Below are 21,579 nucleotides of genomic sequence, written 5' to 3' on the forward strand. Positions count from 1 at the left end.
CAGGGTCGGTCGCAGTTGCGGTTGCCGCGGGCGCACCGAGGCGCCCATCCCTGCTCCACCCCACGCTTCTTATCGAGCGCATACCTGCTTGGCTTAGCCTACAAACTCAAAGTGTGCAAGGTTGCACATTCAACGTTGCACGTGATTTGCGTCAGGGCATGTTGGCGGCAAGCAGGGACTCACCGACCAGTTGCCTGCCAGGTATGGCGTATTTGAACACGGCAACATGCTTGCCCGGTCCGACGATGGCGTCGACGCCCGCCATGATCGGCGTGCCATCGAGTTCGGCATCGCGGTATTCGAGCGATAGCCGCAGCGTGCCGCGCGCCCCTTCGGGCACGACGAACTCGTAACGGACCTCGTCGCCAACCAGCGTCCAGGATGCCGAAATCCGGCCCCGCACCGAGTCGTAATGGGCAGTAACCGGGGACAATCCATCCACGATGGTCGGAGAAAAGACGATGCTCTCAAAGCCCGGCGCAGTCTCGTCGGGGCGGAACCCGGCGACGCCCTCGAGAAGCCACTCGCACACCGCCCCGAAGGCGTAGTGGTTGAACGAGTTCATCTGCGGATCGTAGATCGTGCCGTCGGCGCGGATGGCATCCCAACGCTCCCAGACGGTCGTTGCCCCCATGCGCACCTGATAGAGCCAGCCGGGCACGTCCTCCTGCAGGAACACCTCACCGGCAAGGGCGCCCTCCCCTACCTTTACCAAGGCCGGAAGGAGGGCCGGCGTGCCGATGAACCCGGTTCCGAGCCGGCCGCCGGTCCGCATGATGGCGCTCCGGAAATATCCCGTCGCCGCGGCGATCTTGTCGCTTGGGACCAAGCCATGGAGCAGCGCCAGCGCGTAGGACGTCTGGTCGTCGTAGGCGAGTCGGCCGGATGGCGTGACGAACTCGTCGCGGAAGGCGGTTTCGACCTCCGAACGCAGCGTCGTCAACCGCGAGGCGATACTGGGTTCGCCGACGAGCTCGGCCGCGCGAACGGCAATACCGAGGCTGATGTAGAGATAGAGCGTTGCAGCTGCATCATCGCCGATGGTCGGCAGCGGCTTGGAGCTGGGTCCCTTGGGCTGCAGCCAATCGCCGAGGCAGAAGCCCCGTGCTCCCGGGGTCGCAGGCGGCCGCACGATCCCGTCGCGGGTCAGCGACCAGACGAAATCGATCCACTTGACCATGGCAGGCAGCGTTTCGGCGAGGATGTCCCTGTCGCCATACTGGAGGTAGAGCCGCCACGGGATGACGGTGATGGCGTCGCCCCAGCCGGTCGAGCCGTACTGCATGCGCTTGCCCGGCTTCACGCGCACAATGTGTGGGGACGTGTGCGAGATGGCGCCATCCGGCGCTTGGTCGATCATCAACTCGCGCACATACTTGACGAGGAAGTCGTGGCTGTCCGCGAGATAGCAGGCGGTGCCCGCGAACACCTGCGCGTCGCCGCTAAAGCCCAGCCGCTCGTCGCGTTGCGGGCAGTCGGTCGGCACGTCGATGAAGTTGGAGCGGTGCGACCAGATGGCGTTTTGGAAGAAGCGGTTCACCAATGGGTTGCCGCTCGAAAAAGAGGCGGTTGCCTGGGGGACCGAAGATATCGGCACGGACTGGATGCGCGTGATGCGCGCGGAGCCTTTGATCGTGACGCGGGCGTAGCGAAAGCCCTGATAGGTGAAGTGCGGGCTATAGCCAGCGAGCCCGCGCTCATCGACCTGCAGCCTGATGATGGCCTCGGCGCTCCGGTAGTTGCCATTGTAGAACTGCCCGTGCTTGTCGAGCACTTCGGCGTGCTCAATCAGGACCTCGGACGGCCCATCGGCCGCGAGCGTAAGGCGGACATATCCGGCCGTGTTCTGCCCGAAGTCGTAGAGGGTGCGGCCCTCGCGATCCTGCCATTCCTTAACCGGATCGAGCGGCTCAAGCTCTCGCACCGGCTCGCATTCATGCGTGATGAGCTTGCCGGGATCGAAATCGACAACTTCGACGCCTTGCTTCGCCTTCGGCGTCAGCGTCGCATCGAAGATCTCGCCGAAATAGATCTGGGACTTGCGGATGGGCGTCTCTCCGCTCGTCCACTGCCCGTCCGTGCACATCACTACGTCGGCGAGACCTGTTCCGCCCCTGATCTCGGCGATCGCTGAAACCCTGGTGCCCCAGATGTTCTTGCGCCGCTCCTCGATCCACATCAGCGGGGATCGATACCAACCGTCGCCGATCCAGATCGTGATGGTATTGGCGCCCTCCTTGAGCAGGTGGGCGACATCGTAGACCTGGTAGGAGAGCCTCGCGTCGTAGTTCGTCCAGCCGGGCGTCAGCGCATCCTCGCCCACCCGTTGGCCATTGATGAATGCCCGGTAGAGTCCCAGCGCCGAGATGCGGAGCACCTCGTTTCCGTTGAGCCGAGAGACGCTGAACTCGCGCGCGACCTGGCTCGCCGGGGTGCCCTCTCCGCCATCGGCCAGGGGGCGGATCATCCTGGCTGCCCAACCTATGGCCTCAATGCCCTTCGCCCCTCTGATCAACTCGACCTCCCAACCACTCAAAATGAGAAAACGTGCAAGGTTGCACATTTGGTCGTGTAACGTCGTTCGGGTGGGATTACAACGGGTCCAGTCCCTGGGACGGCAACGGACGCCGTCAGGGCTCGCCATTTGCTGAGAATCCACCGGGTCTGCTATCGACAGCGGAGGGGACCCGAGATGAACAAGATCGAGCAGAAGCGAGGCGGCCCGGCAAAGAGCAAGCCGAAGCGTGTCACCATTCTTCAGGTGGCCGCCGATGCCGGCGTGTCGTTTGCCGCCGTATCCAAGGTTCTGCGCAATGCCTATGGCGTGAGCGACTCGCTTCGCGAGCGGGTGAACGCTTCGATCAAGAAGCTGGGCTACACCCCCAACACCGCTGCCCGCGGGCTGCGCGGACGATCCTTCGTCGTCGGTGTTGTCTTTCCCGACATGCGCAACCCCTTCCTCGCCGATATCTTCGCCGGCATCAGCGCGGGCTTCGAGCGTACGCCCTACCAGACGGTGCAAGGCATCGCCTCGCAGTCGAGCGAAAGCGACCTTACGCAGGCAATGATCGACATGCAGATGGACGGGCTCATACTCGTTTCGAGCAGCCTGTCGTCCGAGCAACTCACCGAGCTTGGGAGCCGTATCCCCGTGGTGGCCATCGGCAATCGTCCGCTCGCCGCGACGACGTTCGACACGGTGAACAATAACGACGAGCAAAGCGGACGATTGGTGGTGCAGCATCTCGTAAAGCAGGGTGCTGACCGCATCGCCATGCTGAGCCTTGAACACCCCACGGCCATGCGGATGCGAGAAAGCGGCTACCGGCACGAGATGGAGGCCCAGGGGCTCGCCGCCCGCATCAACACTGTCCGCACCGACCAGACCCCCAGGGGGATCTATGGCGGCATGGAAAAACTGCTGGAGAGTGCACCGCAGGCGATCTTCTGCTGGTGCGACGCAGTGGCCTTCGAAGCGATCAGCCATGCGCGCTCAAGTGGACTCCGTGTTCCAGAGGACCTGGCCATCGTCGGCCACGACAACACCGTGTACTGCGCACTCGATCAGAACAGCCTGACGAGCGTCGACCAGTCGGGCGAACAGATCGGCACACACGCTGCGAGGTTGCTCGTCGAGAGATTCGAGGGGCGCACCGAAACCGAACAGATCCTGCTGCAGCCGAGGTTGGTGGTGCGCCGGAGCAGCACGCTGGGCGGATGAACAGGACTGCAGGCCGGCCACAACAGTGCGGTCTCGTCGCGGCGTCCCGAATGGGCCGGGCCCACGATCCTGACACCTGGCGCGCCGGAGGAGCGAGCCGACTAGAGGTCGGATCCCCCTCTTTCATCGACCAGCCTGATCTTGCGCTGGTTGATCTCCCGGACGGCAGAGATGACCCGCGTGCGGGTTTCATCGCTCACGCTGGTGCCCTTGAGGGCACGATGCACCGTGCTCTCGGCGACGCCGACGAGTTGAGCGATTTCCTTGATCGTCCCAAGGCGCTCGATGCCCAGCGCGGGTTCGAACATGGCCCCCTCCGCCTACTTCTTCCGGCGCTGCCGGTACTGGTCGACGATGACCGCACCCACGATGATCACGCCCTTGATCATCTCCTGGTAGAACGCGTCGACCCTTAAGAACGTGAAGCCTGATATCATCGTGCCGAGGATGATCATGCCGATCACCGTGCCGAGGATGGAACCGCGCCCGCCGGCCAGCGACGTGCCGCCGATCACCGCCATGGTGATGGCGTCGAGCTCGTTCATCACCCCCATGCCGGCCTGGCCGCTTTGGGCACGGGCCGCGGTCATCACGCCGGCGAGCCCCGCCAGCAGCCCGGCGATGGCGTAGACCTTGACCAGGTGCCGCTCGATGCTGATGCCCGAGACGCGCGCCGCCTGCGGGTTGGCGCCGATGGCATAGGTGAACTTGCCGTAGCGGGTATAGCGCAGCGCCACGTGGAAGATGGCCGCGACGACAAGCAGCACGACGACCGGCCAGATCCAGGTACCGATGAAGGTGAACTGCTCGGTGAGACCCGAAACCGGCTTGCCGGTGGTGTACCACTTGGCGACGCCGCGAGCCGACACCATCATGCCCAGCGTGGCGATGAATGGCGGTATCCTGGTGTAGGCGATGAGGGCGCCGTTGATGACGCCGGCGAGGAGCCCGAACAGCAGCCCTGCCCCGATCGGGATGACGAACGGCAGGTCCACCAGCCCGGGGTAGACCGGTGTCGGCCACGTCGACGACTGCGCAAGGCTGGCTGCGACCATGGCGGTGGCGCCGACCACCGACCCGGAACTGAGGTCGATGCCGCCGGCAATGATCACCTGCGTCACACCGACGGCGATGATGCCGAGCACCGAGACCTGCAGGATCATGATCTGCAGCCGGGCGGGGTTACCGAGGAAGCTCTGGTGGACGAAGATCCAGCCCAGCGCTTCGAAGATCAGCGCGATGCCGACCAGCACCAGGAAGATGCTCAGTTCGGTGGGCAGCCGCCGCCTGCGCTGCGCCGTTGGCCTTGTGGCGGCTATCGCACTCGCGTTCTCAATGCTCATCGTTTTCCTCCCTCTCGAGCGCCCGCCTCAGCGCGACGCGAGATCCATGACCTTGACCTGGTCGGCGTCGGCCCGATCGACGAAGCCGGTGACCCGCCCCTCATGCATCACCATGACGCGGTCGCTCATCCCCAGCACCTCCGGCATTTCGGACGAGATCATCAGCACCGCCACGCCCTGCCGGACGAGGCCGGAGACCAGCCGATGGATTTCCGCCTTGGCCCCGACGTCGATGCCGCGCGTCGGCTCGTCGAGGATGAGGATCTTGGGATTGGTGAGCAGCCAGCGGCCGATCAGCACCTTCTGCTGGTTGCCGCCCGACAGGTTCTCGACCGTCTCGTTGAGGCTCGGGGTCTTGACCCTGAGCATCTCGGCCATCTTCTCGCAGGCGTCGGTCACGCCCCGTTCGTCGACGAAGCCGAGCCTGACGAAACGATCCTGCAGCACGGCGACCTGCATGTTCTCGAGCACGTCAAGAATGAGCAGGCACCCGGTCTCCTTGCGGTCCTCGGTGAGGAAGGCCATGCCGTGCCGGATCGCTTCATTGGGCGAGGCGACCGACACCTCAGTGCCGTTGATCGCAATCGTGCCAGCGCTGGCGGGCGTGACGCCGAACAGCGTTTCGGCAACGTTCGAGCGGCCCGACCCGACGAGGCCGGCGAGGCCGAGAATTTCGCCCGAGCGGATGTCGAAGCTCACGTCGGAGAAGACGCCGTTGAGCGTGAGGCCCTTGACCGAGAGCACGACGTCCCCGATCGGCACCTCTTCCTTGGGGAACATCTGGGTGATCTCGCGCCCCACCATCATGCGGATGATGTCGTCGCGGGTGATCTCGCCCGAGGCGTGCGTGCCGATGTAGCGGCCGTCGCGGAACACCGACACCTCGTCGGCGATCTCGAACAGCTCGTTCATCTTGTGCGTGATGTAGACGATGCCCTTACCCTCTGACCGCAGCGCGCGGATGATCTCGAACAGGTGCTCCACCTCGCGCTCAGTGAGCGCCGAAGTCGGCTCGTCCATGATCAGCACATCGGATTGGTAGGAGACGGCCTTGGCGATCTCGACCATCTGGCGGCTCGCGACCGAGAGCTCCTGCACCTTGATCTCGGGATCGATCGGGATGCGGAGCCGCTCCAGCAGCTCGCGCGTCATGTCGCGCATCTTCTTGTGGTCGACCATGCCGAAGGCGCCGAGCGGCTCGCGGCGGATCCAGATGTTCTCCGCCACCGTCATGTAGGCCATCAGGTTGAGCTCCTGATGGATCATGGCAATGCCGTTCTCGAGCGCATCGAGCGGGGATACGAGCCGGATGTCCTGGCCCTTGAGCCGCACCTCGCCCGTATCGGGCTGATAGATGCCGGCGAGGATCTTCATCAGCGTCGACTTGCCCGCGCCGTTCTCGCCCATCAGTGCATGCACCGTGCCGCGCTTCAGTTTGAACTGGACGTCGTCGAGGGCCAGCACACCCGGGAATTCCTTGCGGATCCCGCTCACCTCCAGCAGGAACTCGGATTGCGGAACCGCGCCGCTCTCGCGGACCGCGCGCATGGTCGTCGGACTGAGCATGGAATTTCCTTTCCATCCAGGCGGGGAAAGAAGGGACGCATGCGGCTCGCACGCGTCCCCAGTGCGGGAGGAGAGATCCCGTTAGTTCTTGGCCTGGTAGTCCGCGAGATTGGCGGGGGTCACGAGCTCGAAGGGGATCCAGACTTTCTGGTCCACGGCTTCGCCACGCGCCAGCTTGAGGGCGGCGTCGACCGAGCCCTGGCCCTGGCCGGCCGCGTTCTGGAACACGGTGACATCGAGGTCGCCCGCCGCCATGGCCGCCAGCGCGTCCTGCGTGGCATCGACGCCGCCGATCACCACCGAGTCCATGGCACGACCGGAGGCCTTGAGGGCCTGGATGGCGCCGATCGCCATCTCGTCATTGTTGGCGACGACAGCATCGAACTGCAGGCCGGCGGAGAGCCAGTTGGTCATCAGGTCGGAGCCCTGCGTACGCGACCAGTTGGCGGTCTGCTCCTCCACGATCTTGAGACCGGAGCACTCCGGCGTTGCCAGCACGTCGTGCACGTCGGCGGTCCGCTGCACGGCTGCCTGGTTGGAGAGCTCGCCCATCATCACGACGATGTTGCCCTTGCCGCCCAAGAGCTTGCAGACCTCCTTGGTCTCGAGCGTGCCGCTATCGACTTCGTTCGACGCGACGAACGCGGCGTTGTCGGGCAGCGCGTCGACGTCGATCGGTTGGCGGTTCACATAGACCAGCGGGATCTTGGCGTCGGCGGCAAGCTTGGTCATCGCCGCGGTGGCCGAAGTATCCACCGGGTTGACGATGATGGCGTCGACGCCGGAGGCGATGAAGTTCTGGATCTGGCTCAACTGCTTGGCCACATCGTTCTGCGCGTCCTCGACCTGCAGGTTCACCCCGTCGAGCGTTTTCGCATAGTCGATCATGCCGTTGCGCAGCACGGTGAGGAAGTTGTCGTCGAACAGAGCCATGCTGACGCCGACATTCTCGGCCATCGCGGTTCCGGTCATCAGTGCCAGCGCGAGGCCGGCCAGAATGGTCTTCTTCAATTCGATATCCTCCACTTTGCGGCGTCCGGCGGCGCCTGAACATGCCGGAGGCCCCCTCCCTGAGGGCCCGGTCGTGAGGCAGCTAGGCCGCCTGGGCGGCGAGTTGCCCCCTGACGAACTCGATGCTCTTGCTGATGGCAGCGGCCGGATCGGTCAGCGTTCTCAGCTCGTCGGCGAACGGCTCGAACGAGAAGGGACCGCGATAGCCGGCGGCGGTGAGGGCAGCGATCTGCTCGACGTTGCCAATGCGATCGCGTGCATCGACGAGGACGCGGTGAGCATCGCGCATGTTGCGGATCGCGACGTTCGGATCATCGACGCCGGAGATGTGGACGAGGCCGGTGAATTCCGGGAACAGGTCCGGCTCACCCGCCAGATGGTGGTGGAACGTGTCGTGAGTGACGCGGAATACGTTCTCGCCCAGCACTGTCCGGATGGCTTGCACCGCCTCGCGCTTCGAACGCAGGCTGCAAATCTCGAAGCCCAGCGGCTCGACGAGCCCGATGATCCCGGCATCTTCCAGCATCGGCTTCAGCGTGATCAGTGCGGTGCGGACATTGGCCTGGCGCTCGCCGTCACCGCGGCCAGAGCCATCGTTCACGGGCACAAGGATCAGCGCCGCCGCGCCGCAATCCCGAGCGTATTGGATGAGAGCCCGCGCCTCGCGCTCACGCTCCGAGGTCCAGTCGTTGAAGCGTTGCAGCGCGTTGATGGTGAGGATCGAGACGCCAGCCGCTTCAGCCTTTGCCCGCACGGTCGCAGCCGAGGCGCCGTCGAGGATCGCCTGGCCGGCGATGTCGTTGCGGATTTCGACGCCAGTCAGGCCCAGCGATCGCGCCAGCCTGAAGAAAGAGACCAGGTCGAGCTGCGGCGCGACCATATGATTGAGGGCGAAGTCGATCGTTGACGACATGGCGGCAGTCCTCCCCTCCGGCTGCGCGTTCTTGTGCGCGTTCTGCCGGCCAAGATGGAACGTTTGTAACATTCCAATTGGTGTTTAGACTGCCCGTTCCATTCCGGAAGTGTCAAACCGGAAGATTGTTTCCTATCACGAACCTATCATTGCCCATCATTTTGGCGATGATAGGCGATGACGGAAACTTCAGGGTTCAGATGTTCTCGCTGATATAGAGGTCTGCCGGTAGCAGGACCTGGGTCATGCCGCGCTGCGGCTCGGACACGGCCTGCGCCATGACCTCGACCGTTCGCTGGGCCAGCGCCGGAACCGGCGTTCCCAGGACCAGGTCGATAACGCCATCGATGAGCGCCTGCCGGGTTACCGGCGTGAGCTCGTTGCAGACCGTGACGATGCGCCGTCCCCTGGCCTCTTCGCGCAGGGCCCGCACCAGCCCCTCCTCGCCGCCGCCACAGCAGTAGATCCCGACGAGATCCGGATGCGAGGTCACGAGGTCGATGACCGCCTCGTAGCAGAGCTGGTGGTCATCGAGGTTCACCACCGGCTCGAGCAGAGTGAATTGCGGCGCATTCTCCCGCATGTAGCTGCGAAAGCTGATCTCCGACGTCTCCTGGCTGAGATAGCGATGACTGCCGATCACGATGCCGACCTTGCCTGCCTCCGGCGACAGCCGGGAGATCGCCCAGGCGGCAGTGCGCCCCGACTTATGCCGATCGGCCATCAGGCAGCCGGCCCGGTTGGGCGCCGTCACGTCGGTGATCAGCGTCACCACCGGCTTGCCACTGGCAGCGAGTTCGCCGATCGCCTCGTTGATGATCGGATGGTCGACGGCAACGACAGCGACGGCATCCACACGTGGCGCGATCTCGCGCAGGCGTGCGGCGATGCTCGACGGCACGATCTCGTCTATATGCTCGACGATGGCGCGGCCCTGGATAAAGCTGGCGCTGCGCGTCGCCTCGATGAGAGCCTCCGCAAGCGCTGTATAGTAGGCGTTGCGGCGCTGCAGCAGGAACCCGAACGTGCGCTGCGGCACCTCGTTCAGCCGCTGCTTCAACAGGCCCGTTGCGTGATAGCCGATCGCTTCAGCCGCCTCGACCACGCGCAGCGCTGTCGCCTCGCGGACGGGTAGGCGCCGGTTCAGCACACGGTCCACTGTGGCCACGCTCACGCCGGCGACATCGGCGAGATCGGCAATGGTTGGTCGCTTCATCGTGGCACGTTCCGCTCATTGGCTGATGGGGCAGATGATTGTTTCTGATAGAATACATCATGGCGGCGTTGCGCCACAACGACTATTGCGGGTAGCCGTTGCTCGACGTTGCCGGTCCATCCGGCAGTGTGGAGGAGACGATGACGAACCCAACAACGACCAGGCGCGACTACAGCCTGTTCGGGCCTGACGCCCAACGCGCCGTGGAAAGCGGCCTCGCTGCCGCCGAGTGGTACCACACCGATGTGCCGCGCAAGCAGATGAAGGAGCTGATGCAGCGCTCGGATGCGCCCGCCATCCGCGACACCATCATATGGCTGGGCCTGATGGCTATCTTTGCGGCCGGCGGCATCTACTTCTGGGGCTCGTGGTGGGCCGTGCCGCTCTTCCTCGCCTATGGCGTGCTCTACGGCTCAGCCACAGACTCGCGCTGGCACGAATGCGGCCACGGCACAGCGTTCAAGACGCAGTGGATGAACCGCGCCGTCTATCAGCTCGCGTGCTTCATGATCATGCGCAACCCGGTGACCTGGCGCTGGAGCCACGCCCGGCACCACACCGACACGGTTATCGTCGGGCGCGATCCCGAGATCGCGGTGATGCGGCCGCCGGACCTGTTGCGGCTCATCGCCAACTTCGTCGGCCTCTACGACGCCTGGTTCGCGATCGGCGACATGCTGCGCAACGCCGCCGGCAACCTCAGCTCGGCCGAAAAGAGCTTCATCCCTGAGATGGAGCAGCACAAGGTGATCCGCGTCGCCCGGATCTGGCTCGCGATCTACGCTGTGGTGATCGGCCTCGCCCTGTACATGCAGTCGATCCTGCCGCTGATGCTCGTCGGGCTGCCCCGGCTCTACGGCGCCTGGCACCACGTGATGACCGGGCTGTTGCAGCATGGCGGGCTGGCCGAGAACGTCACCGACCACCGGCTCAATTCCCGCAGCGTCCTGATGAACCCGATCAGCCGGTTCATCTACTGGAATATGAACTACCACGTGGAGCACCACATGTTCCCGATGGTGCCGTATCACGCGCTGCCGAAGCTGCATGAGGCGATAAAGCACGACCTGCCGGCGCCGACGCCCTCGATCCTCGCGGGCTATCGCGAGATGATCCCGGCCTTCCTGCGCCAGCTGAAATACGAGGACTATTTCCTCAAGCGCGAGCTGCCGCCGACCGCCAAGCCCTACCGCGAAGAGTTGCACGCCGCGCAAGTGCCGGCCGCAGCCGAATAGAAACTGACTGGGAGGAGAGCCCGATGGGCCAGTGGGTACAAGCCTGCAGCGTGGACGATGTCGACGAGGAGGATCTGATCCGCTTCGATCACGCCGGCCGGGTCTTCGCCATCTACAAGAGCCCCGACGGCGAATTCTACGCCACGGACGGCATCTGCACCCATGAGCACGCCTTCCTGTCGGACGGTCTTGTCATGGGCGATGTGATCGAATGCCCCAAGCATAATGGCCGCTTCAACTACAAGACCGGGGTCGCCAAAAGCGCCCCGGCCTGCGTCAACCTCGTGACTTATCCGGTGAAGGTCGAGGACGACGCGGTCCTCGTGGAGATCGGTTGAGCCATGCGCGCCGCCATGGTCATCGTTGGAGCGGGCGAATGCGGATTGCGCGCTGCCCTTGCCCTGCGCAGCAAGGGCTATGACGGCCCCATCGACCTGATCGGCTCCGAGCCGCATCTCCCCTACGAGCGCCCGCCGCTGTCGAAGGCCGTCCTCGCCACAGACGATGCGCCGGCGCGGTTCGTGACGCATCGCGACCAACTGGCTGAGGCGCGGATCACGCATCGGGTAAGCCTCGTCACCGCCATCGACCGACACCGCAAACGGATCAGCCTCGGCGACGGCGACAGCCTTGCATACGATCGGCTGCTGCTTGCCACCGGAGCGCGACCGCGCAAGCTCATGCACGAAGGGATCTACATCCCCGGCATCGCCTATCTGCGCACGATCGACGACTGCGTCTCGCTACGCGATCGCCTGCCGCAAGGCGCGGAGCTCCTTGTCCTCGGCGGCGGCTTTCTCGGTCTCGAGATCGCTGCGACGGCCCGCGACCGCGGTGCGAAAGTGACCGTTATCGAGACGCAGCCGCGCATCCTCATGCGCGGCGTCCCCGAGGCGATCGCTGAAGTGGTTGCGGCGCGGCACGCCATGGCCGGCGTCGAGATCCATTGCGGCACGCCCGTCGAGCGCATCGATACCAACGCCACCGACGCAGCGGTCACGCTCGCCGACGGCCGCACCTTCCTCGGCGACCTGCTGGTCGCGAGTATCGGTGCAGTCCCCAATGCCGAGCTTGCGGCGGCGGCAGGCCTCACCGTCGATAACGGCATCGTCGTCGATACCCGGCTTGCGACGACCGACCCCGACATCTTTGCCGCCGGCGATTGCTGCGCCTTTCCGCTCGCGAGCCGCGATGGCCGCATCGTGCGCCTCGAATCCTGGCGCAACGCCACCGACCAGGCCGAAATCGCCGCCGCCAACATGCTGGGCGAGGCGACACAGCATTCGGCCGTGCCCTGGTTCTGGTCCGATCAGTACGACCTTACGCTGCAGGTCGCGGGCCTCGCCGATCCACTTCTTCAAACCGTCCGCCGCGATCTCGGCGATGGCGCGTTCATCCTCTTCCATCTCGACGAAGGCGGGCGCCTGCTTGCCGCGAGCGGTATCGGGGTGGGCGGCGCCGTTGCGCGCGATATCCGGCTCGCGGAAATGCTGATCGCACGCGGTGCGCGGCCGGATCCGCTGCTGCTGGCCCGAGCCGACGCGAAACTGAAAACGATGCTCGCCGCCTGACGAAGATCAGCGAGGTGTCCACAAACGGGGGAGTTGGCCATGGAGTTCGCCAGGTTCAGGGATGACGCCACCCGCGTCAGCCGGCTGGGGTTCGGCGCAATGGGCTTTGCGGGCTGGTTCGGCGCGCAAAGCGACAGAGAACACGTGCACGCCCTGCACCTCGCCATGGAGCGCGGAGTGAACTTCATCGACACGGCACGTGCCTACGGTGAATCCGAGCGCATCGTCGGTGTCGCCATCAAGGAGTGGAGCGGCCTCCGACCGTTCGTCGCCACCAAGGTCGCGGGCTTGGCCGGACAGCGCCAATGGGGCACGCCGGTCGACGTGAACGCGGCTTATCCAAAAGGTCACTGCACCGCCGATTGCGAGCGGTCGCTCAGGACGCTGGGGCTCGAGCAGATCGACCTCCTGCAGCTGCACACCTATTGGGCCTCCTGGGGCACTTCCGGTCATTGGCTGGACGAGCTGCAGAGGCTCAAGGAGCAGGGCAAGGTGCGCTATATCGGGGTATCGATCCCCGATCACCGCTCCGACATGGCGCTGGCACTGGCGCAAAACGGCGCGATCGACAGCATCCAGACCATCATCAACATCTTCGATCCGCTGGCGCTCGAGATGCTGGTGCCGGCCTGTGCCGCCAACTCCGTGGCAGTGATTGCGCGCTGCGTCCTCGATGAGGGCGGGCTCACGGGCTATCTGCAGCGCGACACCCGGTTCGAGCCGGGCGATTTCCGCGATGGCTATTTCGATCTATCGGTGCCGCGAGAGGCCTACATTGCCAAGGTCGATCGCCTGCGCCGCTACATCCCGAAATACGCCTCTTCTCTTGCCGCCCTCGCTCTACGCTTCGTGCTGCAGCACCCCGGCGTCACCACCGCCATTTCCTCGATGCATGTGCCGCAGCATGCGCAGATGAATATCGACGCGGTCGCCGAGGGCCCGCTACCCGACGAGGTCTTCACCGAGCTGTTCGAAAAGCACCGCTGGACGAAGAACTTCGCCGACTTCAAGAACTTCGGCTTGCTCGAGGACGCCTGACGGATTGTCCCGTCGACCGAGGGCTAGCTCAGCGGGCCGCCTTGTTCCTTGACCATCTGGACCAGTCGCTTGAAGACACTGGCGCTCTGACGGATGCCGTCGTGCTCGAACTCGTTGGTGATCCACGGCGTGAGGTTGCCGACCTCCGAAGCGGTCTCGAGCGACAGCCCAGCATCGACATAGAGATCGTCGTGATAGACGACCGCTGCGACGGGAACGTCGTTCGCCGTGAGGCGAGCGGCGTCGTAGAGCGGTGGATATGTCTCTCGTTTTGCGAGGGCCTCGGTGGCAGCGCGGAAGGGACGGAGAGAGCGGATTTCCTCGAACATCCACGGGAACATCATCTCACCGGTGAACAGCAGCGGCCGGGCCGCCGGCGAGAACTCGGGATGGTTGAGGCGTTCGCGTTCGGCGGCCCAATTGGTGGCGCCGGCGTTGTGGCCGTAGATGCTTTCCTGCAAGGCGGCGAAGAGCGGGCCACCGTCGTAGCTGGTCTCGCCCATGATCGTCGCAAGGAAATGGTCGGAGAGATGCTCGGGTGAAGAGAATGCCTCGTCGATCAACCAATGGATGTTCTCGAGCCCGGGCCCCATGCCCAGGTCGATGCCGACGATCTGGAGGCGCCTGACCGTCAGCCGGTCGCCGTCCGGCAACCGCACATCATTGGCATCGATGAAATCGGCCAGAGCGGCAACGCGGGCCACATCGTCGGGGTAGCGCTTGTAGAAGCGCGCCGATTTGGCCGCGGCGCGTGGGTAGGTGCGGCGATAGACTTCGTCGGCCGATGGCCTGAGGCTCCCGAGACCGCCGGCGACGTAGCAGGCGCCAAGGGCGTCGGGGTAGCGCGACAGGTAGGTGAGGGTCAGAAAGCCGCCATAGCTTTGCCCGAGCGACTCCCAGCGCTTGCCGGCGAAAAGCGTCTTCCGCACATGCTCGAAGTCATCGACGATCGAGTCGGCGCGGAACTTGACGAGATGGTCCGCACCGGCTGCGCCATCGGCGAACTGCGCCATCGTCGCAGCTTCGATGCGGCTCGAGCGGCCGGTGCCGCGCTGATCGGGCAGGATGACGCGATGGGTCTTCAGCGCTTCGGCGAGCCACGATGGGCTGCCGGCGGTGGGACGTGGCGACTTGCCCCCGGGGCCACCCTGGAGAAACACCAGCAGCGGCAGATTGTCAGCCTTCTTGGTCGGGTCGACGACTTCGCGCACGAACACTTCGATCATGGGCGAGCTGGTCGGATCGGCCCAGTCGAGCGGCACCGGAACCAGATGGTCGCGAATGTGCATGCCGGGAATGGTGCATTCGGCGACGGGCATGTCGGTCTTTCCTAGCGGACGCGTGGGTCGAGCAAAACGTAGATGATGTCGACGACGATGTTGGCAATGACGATGAAGAAGCCGCCCAGGAGGACGACGCCGATAATGATGGGCCGATCGAGATTGGCCACGGCCTGCACGGCCAGCGCGCCCACGCCCTGAAGGCCATAGACCTGCTCGATGACGATGGCACCGCCCAGCAGCAGGGCGACGTCGGCGCCGAGCTGGCTGACGAGCGGCGTCAGCGTCGCGCGCATGGCGTGCTTCCAGACGACCTTGCGCTCACTGAGGCCCTTGGCACGGGCGGTGCGGATGTAGTCCTCGCCCATCACCTCGAGCATCTGCCCGCGCGTCAATCGCGCATAGACGGCCGAGGTAGTGAGAGCGAGTGTCGACCATGGCAGGATCAGGTGCCAGGCCCAGATTGCAGGGTTGGGCAGGAATGGCTTGAAACCGCCCGCAGGGAGCAAACTGAAGCCCGCCTGTCGGGGCAGGAAATAGAACAGGTAGAGCGACATCATGCCGAGGACGAAGGTTGGAAAGCTCAGCCCGATGAGGATGAAGCCCTGCCCCACCCGATCGCGCAGACCTCCCGCATGCCGCGCCGACATGATGCCGACGGGAATGCCGACTGCAAGCCAGACGATGACGCCGCCGATGACCAGCGAAAGGGTCGCCGGCAGCCGGTTGATGATCAGTTTCGCGACCGGCTGCTGGTTGCGATACGAGAAGCCGAGATCGCCGTGGAGCGCGTTGCCGACGAAGCGGAAGTACTGCTCGGTGATCGGGCGATCGAGGCCGAGATTGGTGCGGATCTGGATGAGCTGCGTTTCGGTCGCCTTGTCGCCGGCGATCATGCGGGCGGGATCGCCGGGCGCGATGAAGAACAGGAAGAAGACGAAGACGCTGAGCGCGAACAGCACCAGTGCGCCGAACAGGACACGGCCGGCGAGGAAGCGGATCATGGCTTCGTCCTCACCTGGCCTAACACCCGCCTGCCCTTCGGATCGAGCGCATCGCGGAGCCCATCGCCGAGGATGTTGAAGGCCAGCGTGGTGAGGAGCAGGGCCAGACCGGGAATCAGCACCAGCCACCAGGCGACGAGATAGATCGAGTTCGCGGCGGCATCGGCGAGCATCCCGCCCCAGCTTGGCGCCGGAGGCACGATACCCATGCCGAGGAAGGACAGCGTGGCCTCGAAGACGATCGAGCCGGGGATCATCATGGTCGTGTAGACGATGATGGGCACGCTGAGATTGGGCAGGATGTCGACGAACATGATCGACAGCGGCCCTGCCCCCAGCGAGCGGCTCGCTTCCACGAACTCCTGCCGGCGCAGCGAGATCACCTGGCCGCGGATGACGCGGCCCATCGTGGTCCAGCTGAAAAAGACGATAACGCCGATGCTGAGAGAGAGGCTGGGCCCGAAGACGGAAACCAGCGCGAGGGCGCAGAGCAGGAACGGCACGCTCATCACGAGGTCCATGGCGCGGCTCAGCACCGTGTCGACCCAGCCACCGAAGAAGCCGGCGACCATGCCGACCGTGACGCCAACGACGGCGGCGGCAAGTGCCGCGAGAATGCCGACGGTCAGCGATACGCTCGCCCCATACGCGAGGCGCACCAGCACGTCGCGGCCGAGATGATCGGTACCGAAGACGAACTCGCTGTTGGGCGCGACCGGCAGGCCCATGGGTGACAGGCCGGTGTCGCGATACTGCTCGATCGGCGAGTGGCCGGTGGCAGAAGCGATCAGCGGCGCGGAGAAGGCGAAGATCACCGTGAGGATGATGAAGCAGAAGGCGGCAACGCTCGCCGGATCGCGCAAGAGGCGGCGCAGGGTGAGCGCGAGCGAGCTGCGCTGGACAACGGGGGAGGCCGCGCCGACGCTCATGCCAGCTCCGTGGCGACGGAGGTGACGAGGCGGCGACCGGCAACCGGATGGCGCGGCGGCGGTGAGACCGATGCGGCAAGCAGCGTGCGCGTATAAGGATGCTGGGGCGCGGCGTAGAGCGTTTCGGTGTCCGCCATCTCGACGATCCGGCCCGCCTCCATCACCGCGACACGGTCGCAGACATGCCGCACCACAGCGAGGTCGTGCGAGATGAAGAGGTAAGTCAGCCCCAGCTGTTCTTGCAGTGAGCGCATGAGGTTGAGGATCTGCGCCTGGATGGAGACATCGAGCGCGGAGACCGGCTCGTCATAGATGATCAGGGCGGGGTTGAGCGCCAAAGCCCGGGCGATGCCGATACGCTGCCGCTGGCCGCCGGAGAATTCGGATGGGAAGCGGTTGTAGTGCTCCGGATTGAGGCCGACCAGTTCCATCAGTCGCTGTACTTCGGCCTTGCGCACGGGACCCGAGGCGATGCCGTGGATACGGAAGGGATCGCCGATGATGGCACCGATGCGCCGGCGTGGATTGAGGGCGCCGTAGGGGTTCTGGAACACGAGCTGGACTTGCCGCCGCAGCGCCTGCCAGGCGGCGGTATCGAGCGTTGAGATGTCCTGTCCGAGCAGTGTGACGCGACCGGCGGTCATCGGGATGAGCCCCGCGATGACGCGCGCCAGCGTGGACTTGCCGCAGCCGCTCTCGCCCACCAGTCCCAGGGTTGCCCCGCGCCGCAGTTCGAGGTCGATGCCCTTGAGGACTTCGACCTCCTGCCCCCGCCAGAGCGGCCCGCCGCCCCCGAAGCTCAGGCGCACCTCTTCCACGGTGACGACGGCATCGGAAGATTCGACTTTGCCTTGGCTTGCCGACGCTGGGCCGGCGGCGGGCACGGGCGTGGTTTCGAGCCAGCATAAGGCTTCGAGGCCGTCGCTATAGACGCGAAGCGGCGGCGGTATGCTGCAGGCCGGCATCGCGCTCGAGCAGCGCGGCGCGAATACGCAGCCGGTCGGGTTCTGCAGCAGGCTCGGTGGGCGGCCCGGGATCGGCACCAGCTCGGCACCGGCCGCGTAGTTGGATGGCGACGAGGCAAGCAGGCCCGCCGTGTAGGGATGGCTTGGTGCCGCAAAGAGCGGCGCACTCGGCCCGATCTCCATGCGGCGCCCGGCATACATCACCATGATGTGGTCGGCGACACTCGACAGCAGCCCGAGATCGTGGGTGATCATGATCACCGTGGTACCCAGTTCGCGGCGCATCTCGTCGAGCAGGGCCACGACCTGTGCCTGTACGGTAACGTCGAGCGCCGTGGTCGGTTCGTCGGCGATCACCAGCGGCGGCCGCAGCACCAGCGCCATGGCGATCATCACGCGCTGCCGCATGCCGCCGGAGAACTGATGCGGAAAATGATCGTACCGCTCGTCGGGCGAAGTGATGCCGACGCGCGCAAGGATATCGACGACGCGCCGGCGCGCCGCTTCGCGCGACACCTTCTCATGGGCGTGGATCATCTCGGCGACCTGGCTGCCCACCGAGTAGTAGGGATGAAGGCTCGACATCGGATCCTGAAAGATCATGCCGATGCGGGAGCCTCGTATCGATTGCTGCTCACGCTGCGACAGATCGAGGAGACTTCGACCTTCGAACAGCACCTCGCCGCTGACGCGCGCCATGGGCAACAGGCCGAGGATCGACTGGGCCAGAACGCTCTTTCCGGAGCCGGACTCGCCGGCGATACCGAACAGCTCGCCAGCCTCGATCGAGAACGAGACATCGCGGACCGCGTGGATGATGCCGTCTTCGGTTGGGATATCGACGCTGAGATGCCGCGCTTCCAGAACAGCCAAGCCACGCACTCCGCTAGCGAGGAGAGACCCGCGCACCTCATGGGCGCGCGGGCGTGCCTTCAGATCAGAGCCTAGCGTTGCAGCCAGACATTGGTCCAGTCACCCTGGACGCCCAACGAGTAGGGCTCGAAGCCCTGCACCGCGGCTCCATGATAGAGCACGATGAGGTTGGCGATGAGCGGAACTACGGGCGCGTCGGCCATGACCAGTTCGTCGACCTGCCCCCAGAGCTTGCCGACTTCTTCGGCGGTCGGCGCATTGATGGCCTGGTCGGCCAGCGCGTTCGCCTTGTCGTTGTTGTAGTCGGTGTAGTTGTAGGTCTGGTGCGTGCCGTCGTAGCTGAACTGGGGCTGGAACACGGAGCGGGCGGCGCCACCGGCCCAGTCGGGCGTCCAGCCCACGGGCGCGATGTCCCAGGTGCCGTCCTTGGTGTTCACCGGGTTGGTCATGAACTTCGAATAATAGTCGGAAGCGGTGACCGGGGTGAGCTCGAGGGTGATGCCCGCACGTGCCATCGAGGCCTGGATGGTCTGGGCGATGTTGGGCTCGATGCCCTTGTTGCGGTACGGCATCTTGAGGGTGATGCCGTTGGGGAAGCCGGCCTCGGCGAGCAGCGCCTTGGCCTTTTCCGGATCACCCTTGTCGCCATCGGACGGATAGAGGTTGAACTCGTGATAGCCCAGCACACCGACACCGAAGATGCCGTTGACCGGCTTGGCGATCTCGGGGCCGCCCTGCTGTTGCACCACCGCCGCCTTGTCGACGGCATGGTTCAGCGCTTGGCGGACGCGCAGGTCCTTGAGCGCGCCATTGTTGTTGCCCGAGACGGTGTTGATGAAGATGAAATTGGTGTTGCCTGACGACACCGTCACCAGCTTGTCGTCGCCTGCAGCGATCAGCGTCTGCAGCACGGCCGGCGGAATGGTGACGTCATAGGTCATGTCGCCATCGCCCGACTGCAATTGCTGCATGATGGCATCGACGGTGAGCCCAAAGGTGAGTTGGATCTCATCGACATAGGCTTTGCGCAGCGGATCGCTGTCGGCTTTCCAGGATGGATTGCGCACCAGCTGCATCGAGCTGTCCGGCGTGTATTCGGCCGGGGTATAGGGGCCGCTGGCGATGAAGTTGGCGCGGTAGTCCGGGCCATCCGGCATGTAGTCGAGAACTTCGACCGGAGCCGGCGCGGAAGTGGGCAGCGACAGCATGAAGATGAAGTCGCCGGCACGCTGCTTGAGCTTGATGACGATGGTTTCGTCGTCCGGCGTCTCGATGCCGGGGATGTCGTTGCCTTCGATATAGGCCTTCATGGCCTCGACGGTCGGCTCGACCTTGGCAAACCCGTCGCAGAACTCGGCGAGGCCCGCGATCAGACCCGTATAGTAGGTCAGCGCCGCCGAGCCCAGGGCCGGGTTGCACATGCGTTTGAGGCCACGCTCGAAATCGGCCGAGGTGATCTGGCGGGCGCCGGACGCCGCATTCCACATCGCGCCCTGGCGCAGCTTGAACGTGTAGGTCAGCCCATCGTCGGTCGGCTGCGGGACTTCCGTCGCGAGGTCACCCTCGGGCGTCACGCGGACCAGCTCGTCATTGGACGATTTGTAGGAGATCAGCTGGCGCGTCGTGGCGCGCAGGAAGTTATTCGACGTGACGAGAGCCGCCGAGGTTGGATCGAAATGGTCAATATCCTCGGTGCCCAGAATGCGCAGTACCCCACCCGCTTCCTGTGCGGAGGCCGTTAGCGCCGGGATTGAACAGGCGCCAGCCAGCAGCCCTACGAGCGCCAGCCGCGACAACAGTCTCGAACGTCCCATGAAGACCCTCCTGTGTTTTTCGGCGCGATCGTCCCTGCTGGGCCGTCGCTGCCGGTCGCATACTTGTCCGCTCCCAAATTCACGTCAAGCGTATTGTCGACATCTTGCCGACAGAAGATCACGGCCCTATGAGTGGGGGCTCGTGACCGTTGTCGAACGGTGCCTTCACAGTCCCGAGGTTCAGATGAACAAGAGCGATTTTCGCGGCGTACTTCCCGCCCTCACCACCAAGCTCAAGGCCGATCAGGAGGTGGATTATGCGGGCGTGAGAGCCGACGTCGCCTTCCAGATCGAGGCGGGCGTCGACGGCGTCATCATGTGCGGATCGCTCGGCGAAGCGAGCAGCCTCGTGCGCGAAGAAAAGCTGGCGATCGCGCGGGCGGCGATCGAGCAAGCGGCCGGTCGGGTCCCGGTACTGCTGACCATTGCCGAGGACTCGACGCGCGCCGGCGCCGAACTCGCCGCCGAGGCAGCCAAGGCCGGCATCGAGGGTCTGATGGTGCTGCCCGCCATGCGCTACCTCGCCGATGACCGCGAGGTGGTCACCCATTACCGCGCCATCGCCGCGGCCTCGCCATTGCCCATCATCATCTACAACAACCCTCTCGCCTACGGCATCGATATCAATGCTGCGATGCTGCAGGAGATGTCGGATGAACCCAAATTCGTCGCCATCAAAGAGTCGACCGGTGACACGCGGCGCATCAACGAAACACTCAACGCCGTCGGCGATCGCTACCAACTTCTCACAGGCGTCGATGACCTTGCGCTCGAGAGTCTTATCCTCGGCTGCAGCGGGTGGATTGCCGGCCTCGTCGTCGCTTTCCCGCGTGAGACCGTCGCGATCTACAAGCTCGTGCAACAGGGCCGGATCGCCGAGGCGCTAGCAATCTACCGCTGGTTCCTGCCGCTCCTGCACATGGATATCGGCCCGAAATTCGTCCAGAACATCAAGCTGGTCGAGCACATCGTCCGCGGCACCTCGCCCCTTGTGCGCCAGCCTCGCCTGCCGTTGATCGGTGCCGAGGAGGCGCATGTACGCAAGGTCACGGAAACCGGCCTCAAGAACCGACCGAACCTCGCCAAATACGGCTTCTGAC

Annotated in this window: 18 protein-coding genes; 6 read left to right on the plus strand and 12 right to left on the minus strand. The window is 64.8% G+C overall.

Translation table 11 applies throughout. From position 1 onward, the window contains the following. Positions 1-151: 151 nt before the first annotated feature. Entirely contained in the window at positions 152-2,467 is a 2,316-nt protein-coding gene (locus tag AC1DYL_RS07225) for a family 78 glycoside hydrolase catalytic domain (protein ID WP_477172600.1), read from the minus strand. 225 nt (positions 2,468-2,692) lie between these two features. Between AC1DYL_RS07225 and AC1DYL_RS07230 the strand changes: the two genes are divergently transcribed. After that, positions 2,693-3,721: a LacI family DNA-binding transcriptional regulator gene (locus tag AC1DYL_RS07230; RefSeq protein ID WP_477172601.1), complete on the plus strand. Its 1,029-nt coding sequence runs from the start codon at positions 2,693-2,695 to the stop codon at positions 3,719-3,721. 101 nt (positions 3,722-3,822) lie between these two features. Here AC1DYL_RS07230 and AC1DYL_RS07235 read toward each other — a convergent pair whose 3' ends face one another. The 6 genes from AC1DYL_RS07235 to AC1DYL_RS07260 form a co-directional block, all read right to left on the minus strand. Next, positions 3,823-4,029, minus strand: coding sequence for a LacI family DNA-binding transcriptional regulator (locus AC1DYL_RS07235; protein WP_477172602.1), 207 nt, complete (start codon positions 4,027-4,029; stop codon positions 3,823-3,825). 12 nt (positions 4,030-4,041) lie between these two features. Next, positions 4,042-5,064: an ABC transporter permease gene (locus tag AC1DYL_RS07240; RefSeq protein ID WP_477172603.1), complete on the minus strand. Its 1,023-nt coding sequence runs from the start codon at positions 5,062-5,064 to the stop codon at positions 4,042-4,044. A 27-nt stretch (positions 5,065-5,091) separates the two neighbouring features. Further along, complete coding sequence (locus AC1DYL_RS07245; RefSeq protein WP_477172604.1) at positions 5,092-6,630, minus strand: sugar ABC transporter ATP-binding protein; 1,539 nt, start codon at positions 6,628-6,630, stop codon at positions 5,092-5,094. Between the two features lie 81 nt (positions 6,631-6,711). Beyond that, on the minus strand, positions 6,712-7,641 hold the full coding sequence (locus AC1DYL_RS07250) for a sugar ABC transporter substrate-binding protein (protein WP_477150873.1): 930 nt from the start codon (positions 7,639-7,641) through the stop codon (positions 6,712-6,714). Between the two features lie 82 nt (positions 7,642-7,723). Then, entirely contained in the window at positions 7,724-8,554 is an 831-nt protein-coding gene (locus AC1DYL_RS07255) for a TIM barrel protein (protein WP_477172605.1), read from the minus strand. 196 nt (positions 8,555-8,750) lie between these two features. Next, positions 8,751-9,770, minus strand: coding sequence for a LacI family DNA-binding transcriptional regulator (locus AC1DYL_RS07260; protein ID WP_477156862.1), 1,020 nt, complete (start codon positions 9,768-9,770; stop codon positions 8,751-8,753). 140 nt (positions 9,771-9,910) lie between these two features. Between AC1DYL_RS07260 and AC1DYL_RS07265 the strand changes: the two genes are divergently transcribed. The 4 genes from AC1DYL_RS07265 to AC1DYL_RS07280 are packed head-to-tail and all read left to right on the plus strand — an operon-like array spanning position 9,911 to position 13,614. Beyond that, complete coding sequence (locus AC1DYL_RS07265) at positions 9,911-11,005, plus strand: fatty acid desaturase family protein (protein ID WP_477172606.1); 1,095 nt, start codon at positions 9,911-9,913, stop codon at positions 11,003-11,005. 23 nt (positions 11,006-11,028) lie between these two features. Next, on the plus strand, positions 11,029-11,343 hold the full coding sequence (locus tag AC1DYL_RS07270) for a MocE family 2Fe-2S type ferredoxin (RefSeq protein WP_477172607.1): 315 nt from the start codon (positions 11,029-11,031) through the stop codon (positions 11,341-11,343). Positions 11,344-11,346: 3 nt separating this feature from the next. Continuing rightward, positions 11,347-12,576: an NAD(P)/FAD-dependent oxidoreductase gene (locus AC1DYL_RS07275; protein WP_477172608.1), complete on the plus strand. Its 1,230-nt coding sequence runs from the start codon at positions 11,347-11,349 to the stop codon at positions 12,574-12,576. A 39-nt stretch (positions 12,577-12,615) separates the two neighbouring features. Further along, a complete protein-coding gene (locus tag AC1DYL_RS07280; protein ID WP_477172609.1) occupies positions 12,616-13,614 on the plus strand; it encodes an aldo/keto reductase in 999 nt (332 codons plus the stop codon). Between the two features lie 23 nt (positions 13,615-13,637). On the opposite strand, the gene AC1DYL_RS07285 is transcribed toward AC1DYL_RS07280, so the two are convergent. The 5 genes from AC1DYL_RS07285 to AC1DYL_RS07305 all read right to left on the minus strand — a co-directional run bounded on the left by AC1DYL_RS07285 (position 13,638) and on the right by AC1DYL_RS07305 (position 20,479). Next, entirely contained in the window at positions 13,638-14,933 is a 1,296-nt protein-coding gene (locus AC1DYL_RS07285) for an alpha/beta fold hydrolase (RefSeq protein ID WP_477172610.1), read from the minus strand. An 11-nt stretch (positions 14,934-14,944) separates the two neighbouring features. Next, the gene (locus AC1DYL_RS07290) at positions 14,945-15,898 is read right to left on the minus strand and encodes an ABC transporter permease (protein ID WP_477172611.1); all 954 of its coding nucleotides are present in this window, start codon (positions 15,896-15,898) and stop codon (positions 14,945-14,947) included. Then, a complete protein-coding gene (locus AC1DYL_RS07295) occupies positions 15,895-16,827 on the minus strand; it encodes an ABC transporter permease (RefSeq protein ID WP_477172612.1) in 933 nt (310 codons plus the stop codon). The genes AC1DYL_RS07290 and AC1DYL_RS07295 overlap by 4 nt, the downstream gene beginning before the upstream one ends. Further along, positions 16,824-18,665: an ABC transporter ATP-binding protein gene (locus tag AC1DYL_RS07300; protein ID WP_477172613.1), complete on the minus strand. Its 1,842-nt coding sequence runs from the start codon at positions 18,663-18,665 to the stop codon at positions 16,824-16,826. The genes AC1DYL_RS07295 and AC1DYL_RS07300 overlap by 4 nt, the downstream gene beginning before the upstream one ends. A gap of 71 nt (positions 18,666-18,736) precedes the next feature. Continuing rightward, positions 18,737-20,479 (minus strand): ABC transporter substrate-binding protein, encoded by a 1,743-nt coding sequence (locus AC1DYL_RS07305; protein WP_477172614.1) that lies wholly within the window; start codon positions 20,477-20,479, stop codon positions 18,737-18,739. 184 nt (positions 20,480-20,663) lie between these two features. On the opposite strand from AC1DYL_RS07305, the gene AC1DYL_RS07310 reads away from it, so the two are divergent. After that, the gene (locus tag AC1DYL_RS07310) at positions 20,664-21,578 is read left to right on the plus strand and encodes a dihydrodipicolinate synthase family protein (RefSeq protein WP_477172615.1); all 915 of its coding nucleotides are present in this window, start codon (positions 20,664-20,666) and stop codon (positions 21,576-21,578) included. Position 21,579 lies beyond the last annotated feature (1 nt).

The sequence above is a fragment of the Devosia sp. P1_H9 genome (assembly GCF_056405135.1).

Bases quoted from the DNA above. Each gene is read 5' to 3' on its own strand.
- AC1DYL_RS07255 (WP_477172605.1), bottom strand. From the start codon at position 8,554: ATGTCGTCAACGATCGACTTCGCCCTCAATCATATGGTCGCGCCGCAG.
- AC1DYL_RS07265 (WP_477172606.1), top strand. From the start codon at position 9,911: ATGACGAACCCAACAACGACCAGGCGCGACTACAGCCTGTTCGGGCCT.
- AC1DYL_RS07305 (WP_477172614.1), bottom strand. From the start codon at position 20,479: ATGGGACGTTCGAGACTGTTGTCGCGGCTGGCGCTCGTAGGGCTGCTG.
- AC1DYL_RS07295 (WP_477172612.1), bottom strand. From the start codon at position 16,827: ATGAGCGTCGGCGCGGCCTCCCCCGTTGTCCAGCGCAGCTCGCTCGCG.
- AC1DYL_RS07285 (WP_477172610.1), bottom strand. From the start codon at position 14,933: ATGCCCGTCGCCGAATGCACCATTCCCGGCATGCACATTCGCGACCAT.
- AC1DYL_RS07230 (WP_477172601.1), top strand. From the start codon at position 2,693: ATGAACAAGATCGAGCAGAAGCGAGGCGGCCCGGCAAAGAGCAAGCCG.
- AC1DYL_RS07245 (WP_477172604.1), bottom strand. From the start codon at position 6,630: ATGCTCAGTCCGACGACCATGCGCGCGGTCCGCGAGAGCGGCGCGGTT.
- AC1DYL_RS07275 (WP_477172608.1), top strand. From the start codon at position 11,347: ATGCGCGCCGCCATGGTCATCGTTGGAGCGGGCGAATGCGGATTGCGC.
- AC1DYL_RS07235 (WP_477172602.1), bottom strand. From the start codon at position 4,029: ATGTTCGAACCCGCGCTGGGCATCGAGCGCCTTGGGACGATCAAGGAA.
- AC1DYL_RS07280 (WP_477172609.1), top strand. From the start codon at position 12,616: ATGGAGTTCGCCAGGTTCAGGGATGACGCCACCCGCGTCAGCCGGCTG.
- AC1DYL_RS07310 (WP_477172615.1), top strand. From the start codon at position 20,664: ATGAACAAGAGCGATTTTCGCGGCGTACTTCCCGCCCTCACCACCAAG.
- AC1DYL_RS07225 (WP_477172600.1), bottom strand. From the start codon at position 2,467: ATGATCCGCCCCCTGGCCGATGGCGGAGAGGGCACCCCGGCGAGCCAG.
- AC1DYL_RS07270 (WP_477172607.1), top strand. From the start codon at position 11,029: ATGGGCCAGTGGGTACAAGCCTGCAGCGTGGACGATGTCGACGAGGAG.
- AC1DYL_RS07260 (WP_477156862.1), bottom strand. From the start codon at position 9,770: ATGAAGCGACCAACCATTGCCGATCTCGCCGATGTCGCCGGCGTGAGC.
- AC1DYL_RS07290 (WP_477172611.1), bottom strand. From the start codon at position 15,898: ATGATCCGCTTCCTCGCCGGCCGTGTCCTGTTCGGCGCACTGGTGCTG.
- AC1DYL_RS07240 (WP_477172603.1), bottom strand. From the start codon at position 5,064: ATGAGCATTGAGAACGCGAGTGCGATAGCCGCCACAAGGCCAACGGCG.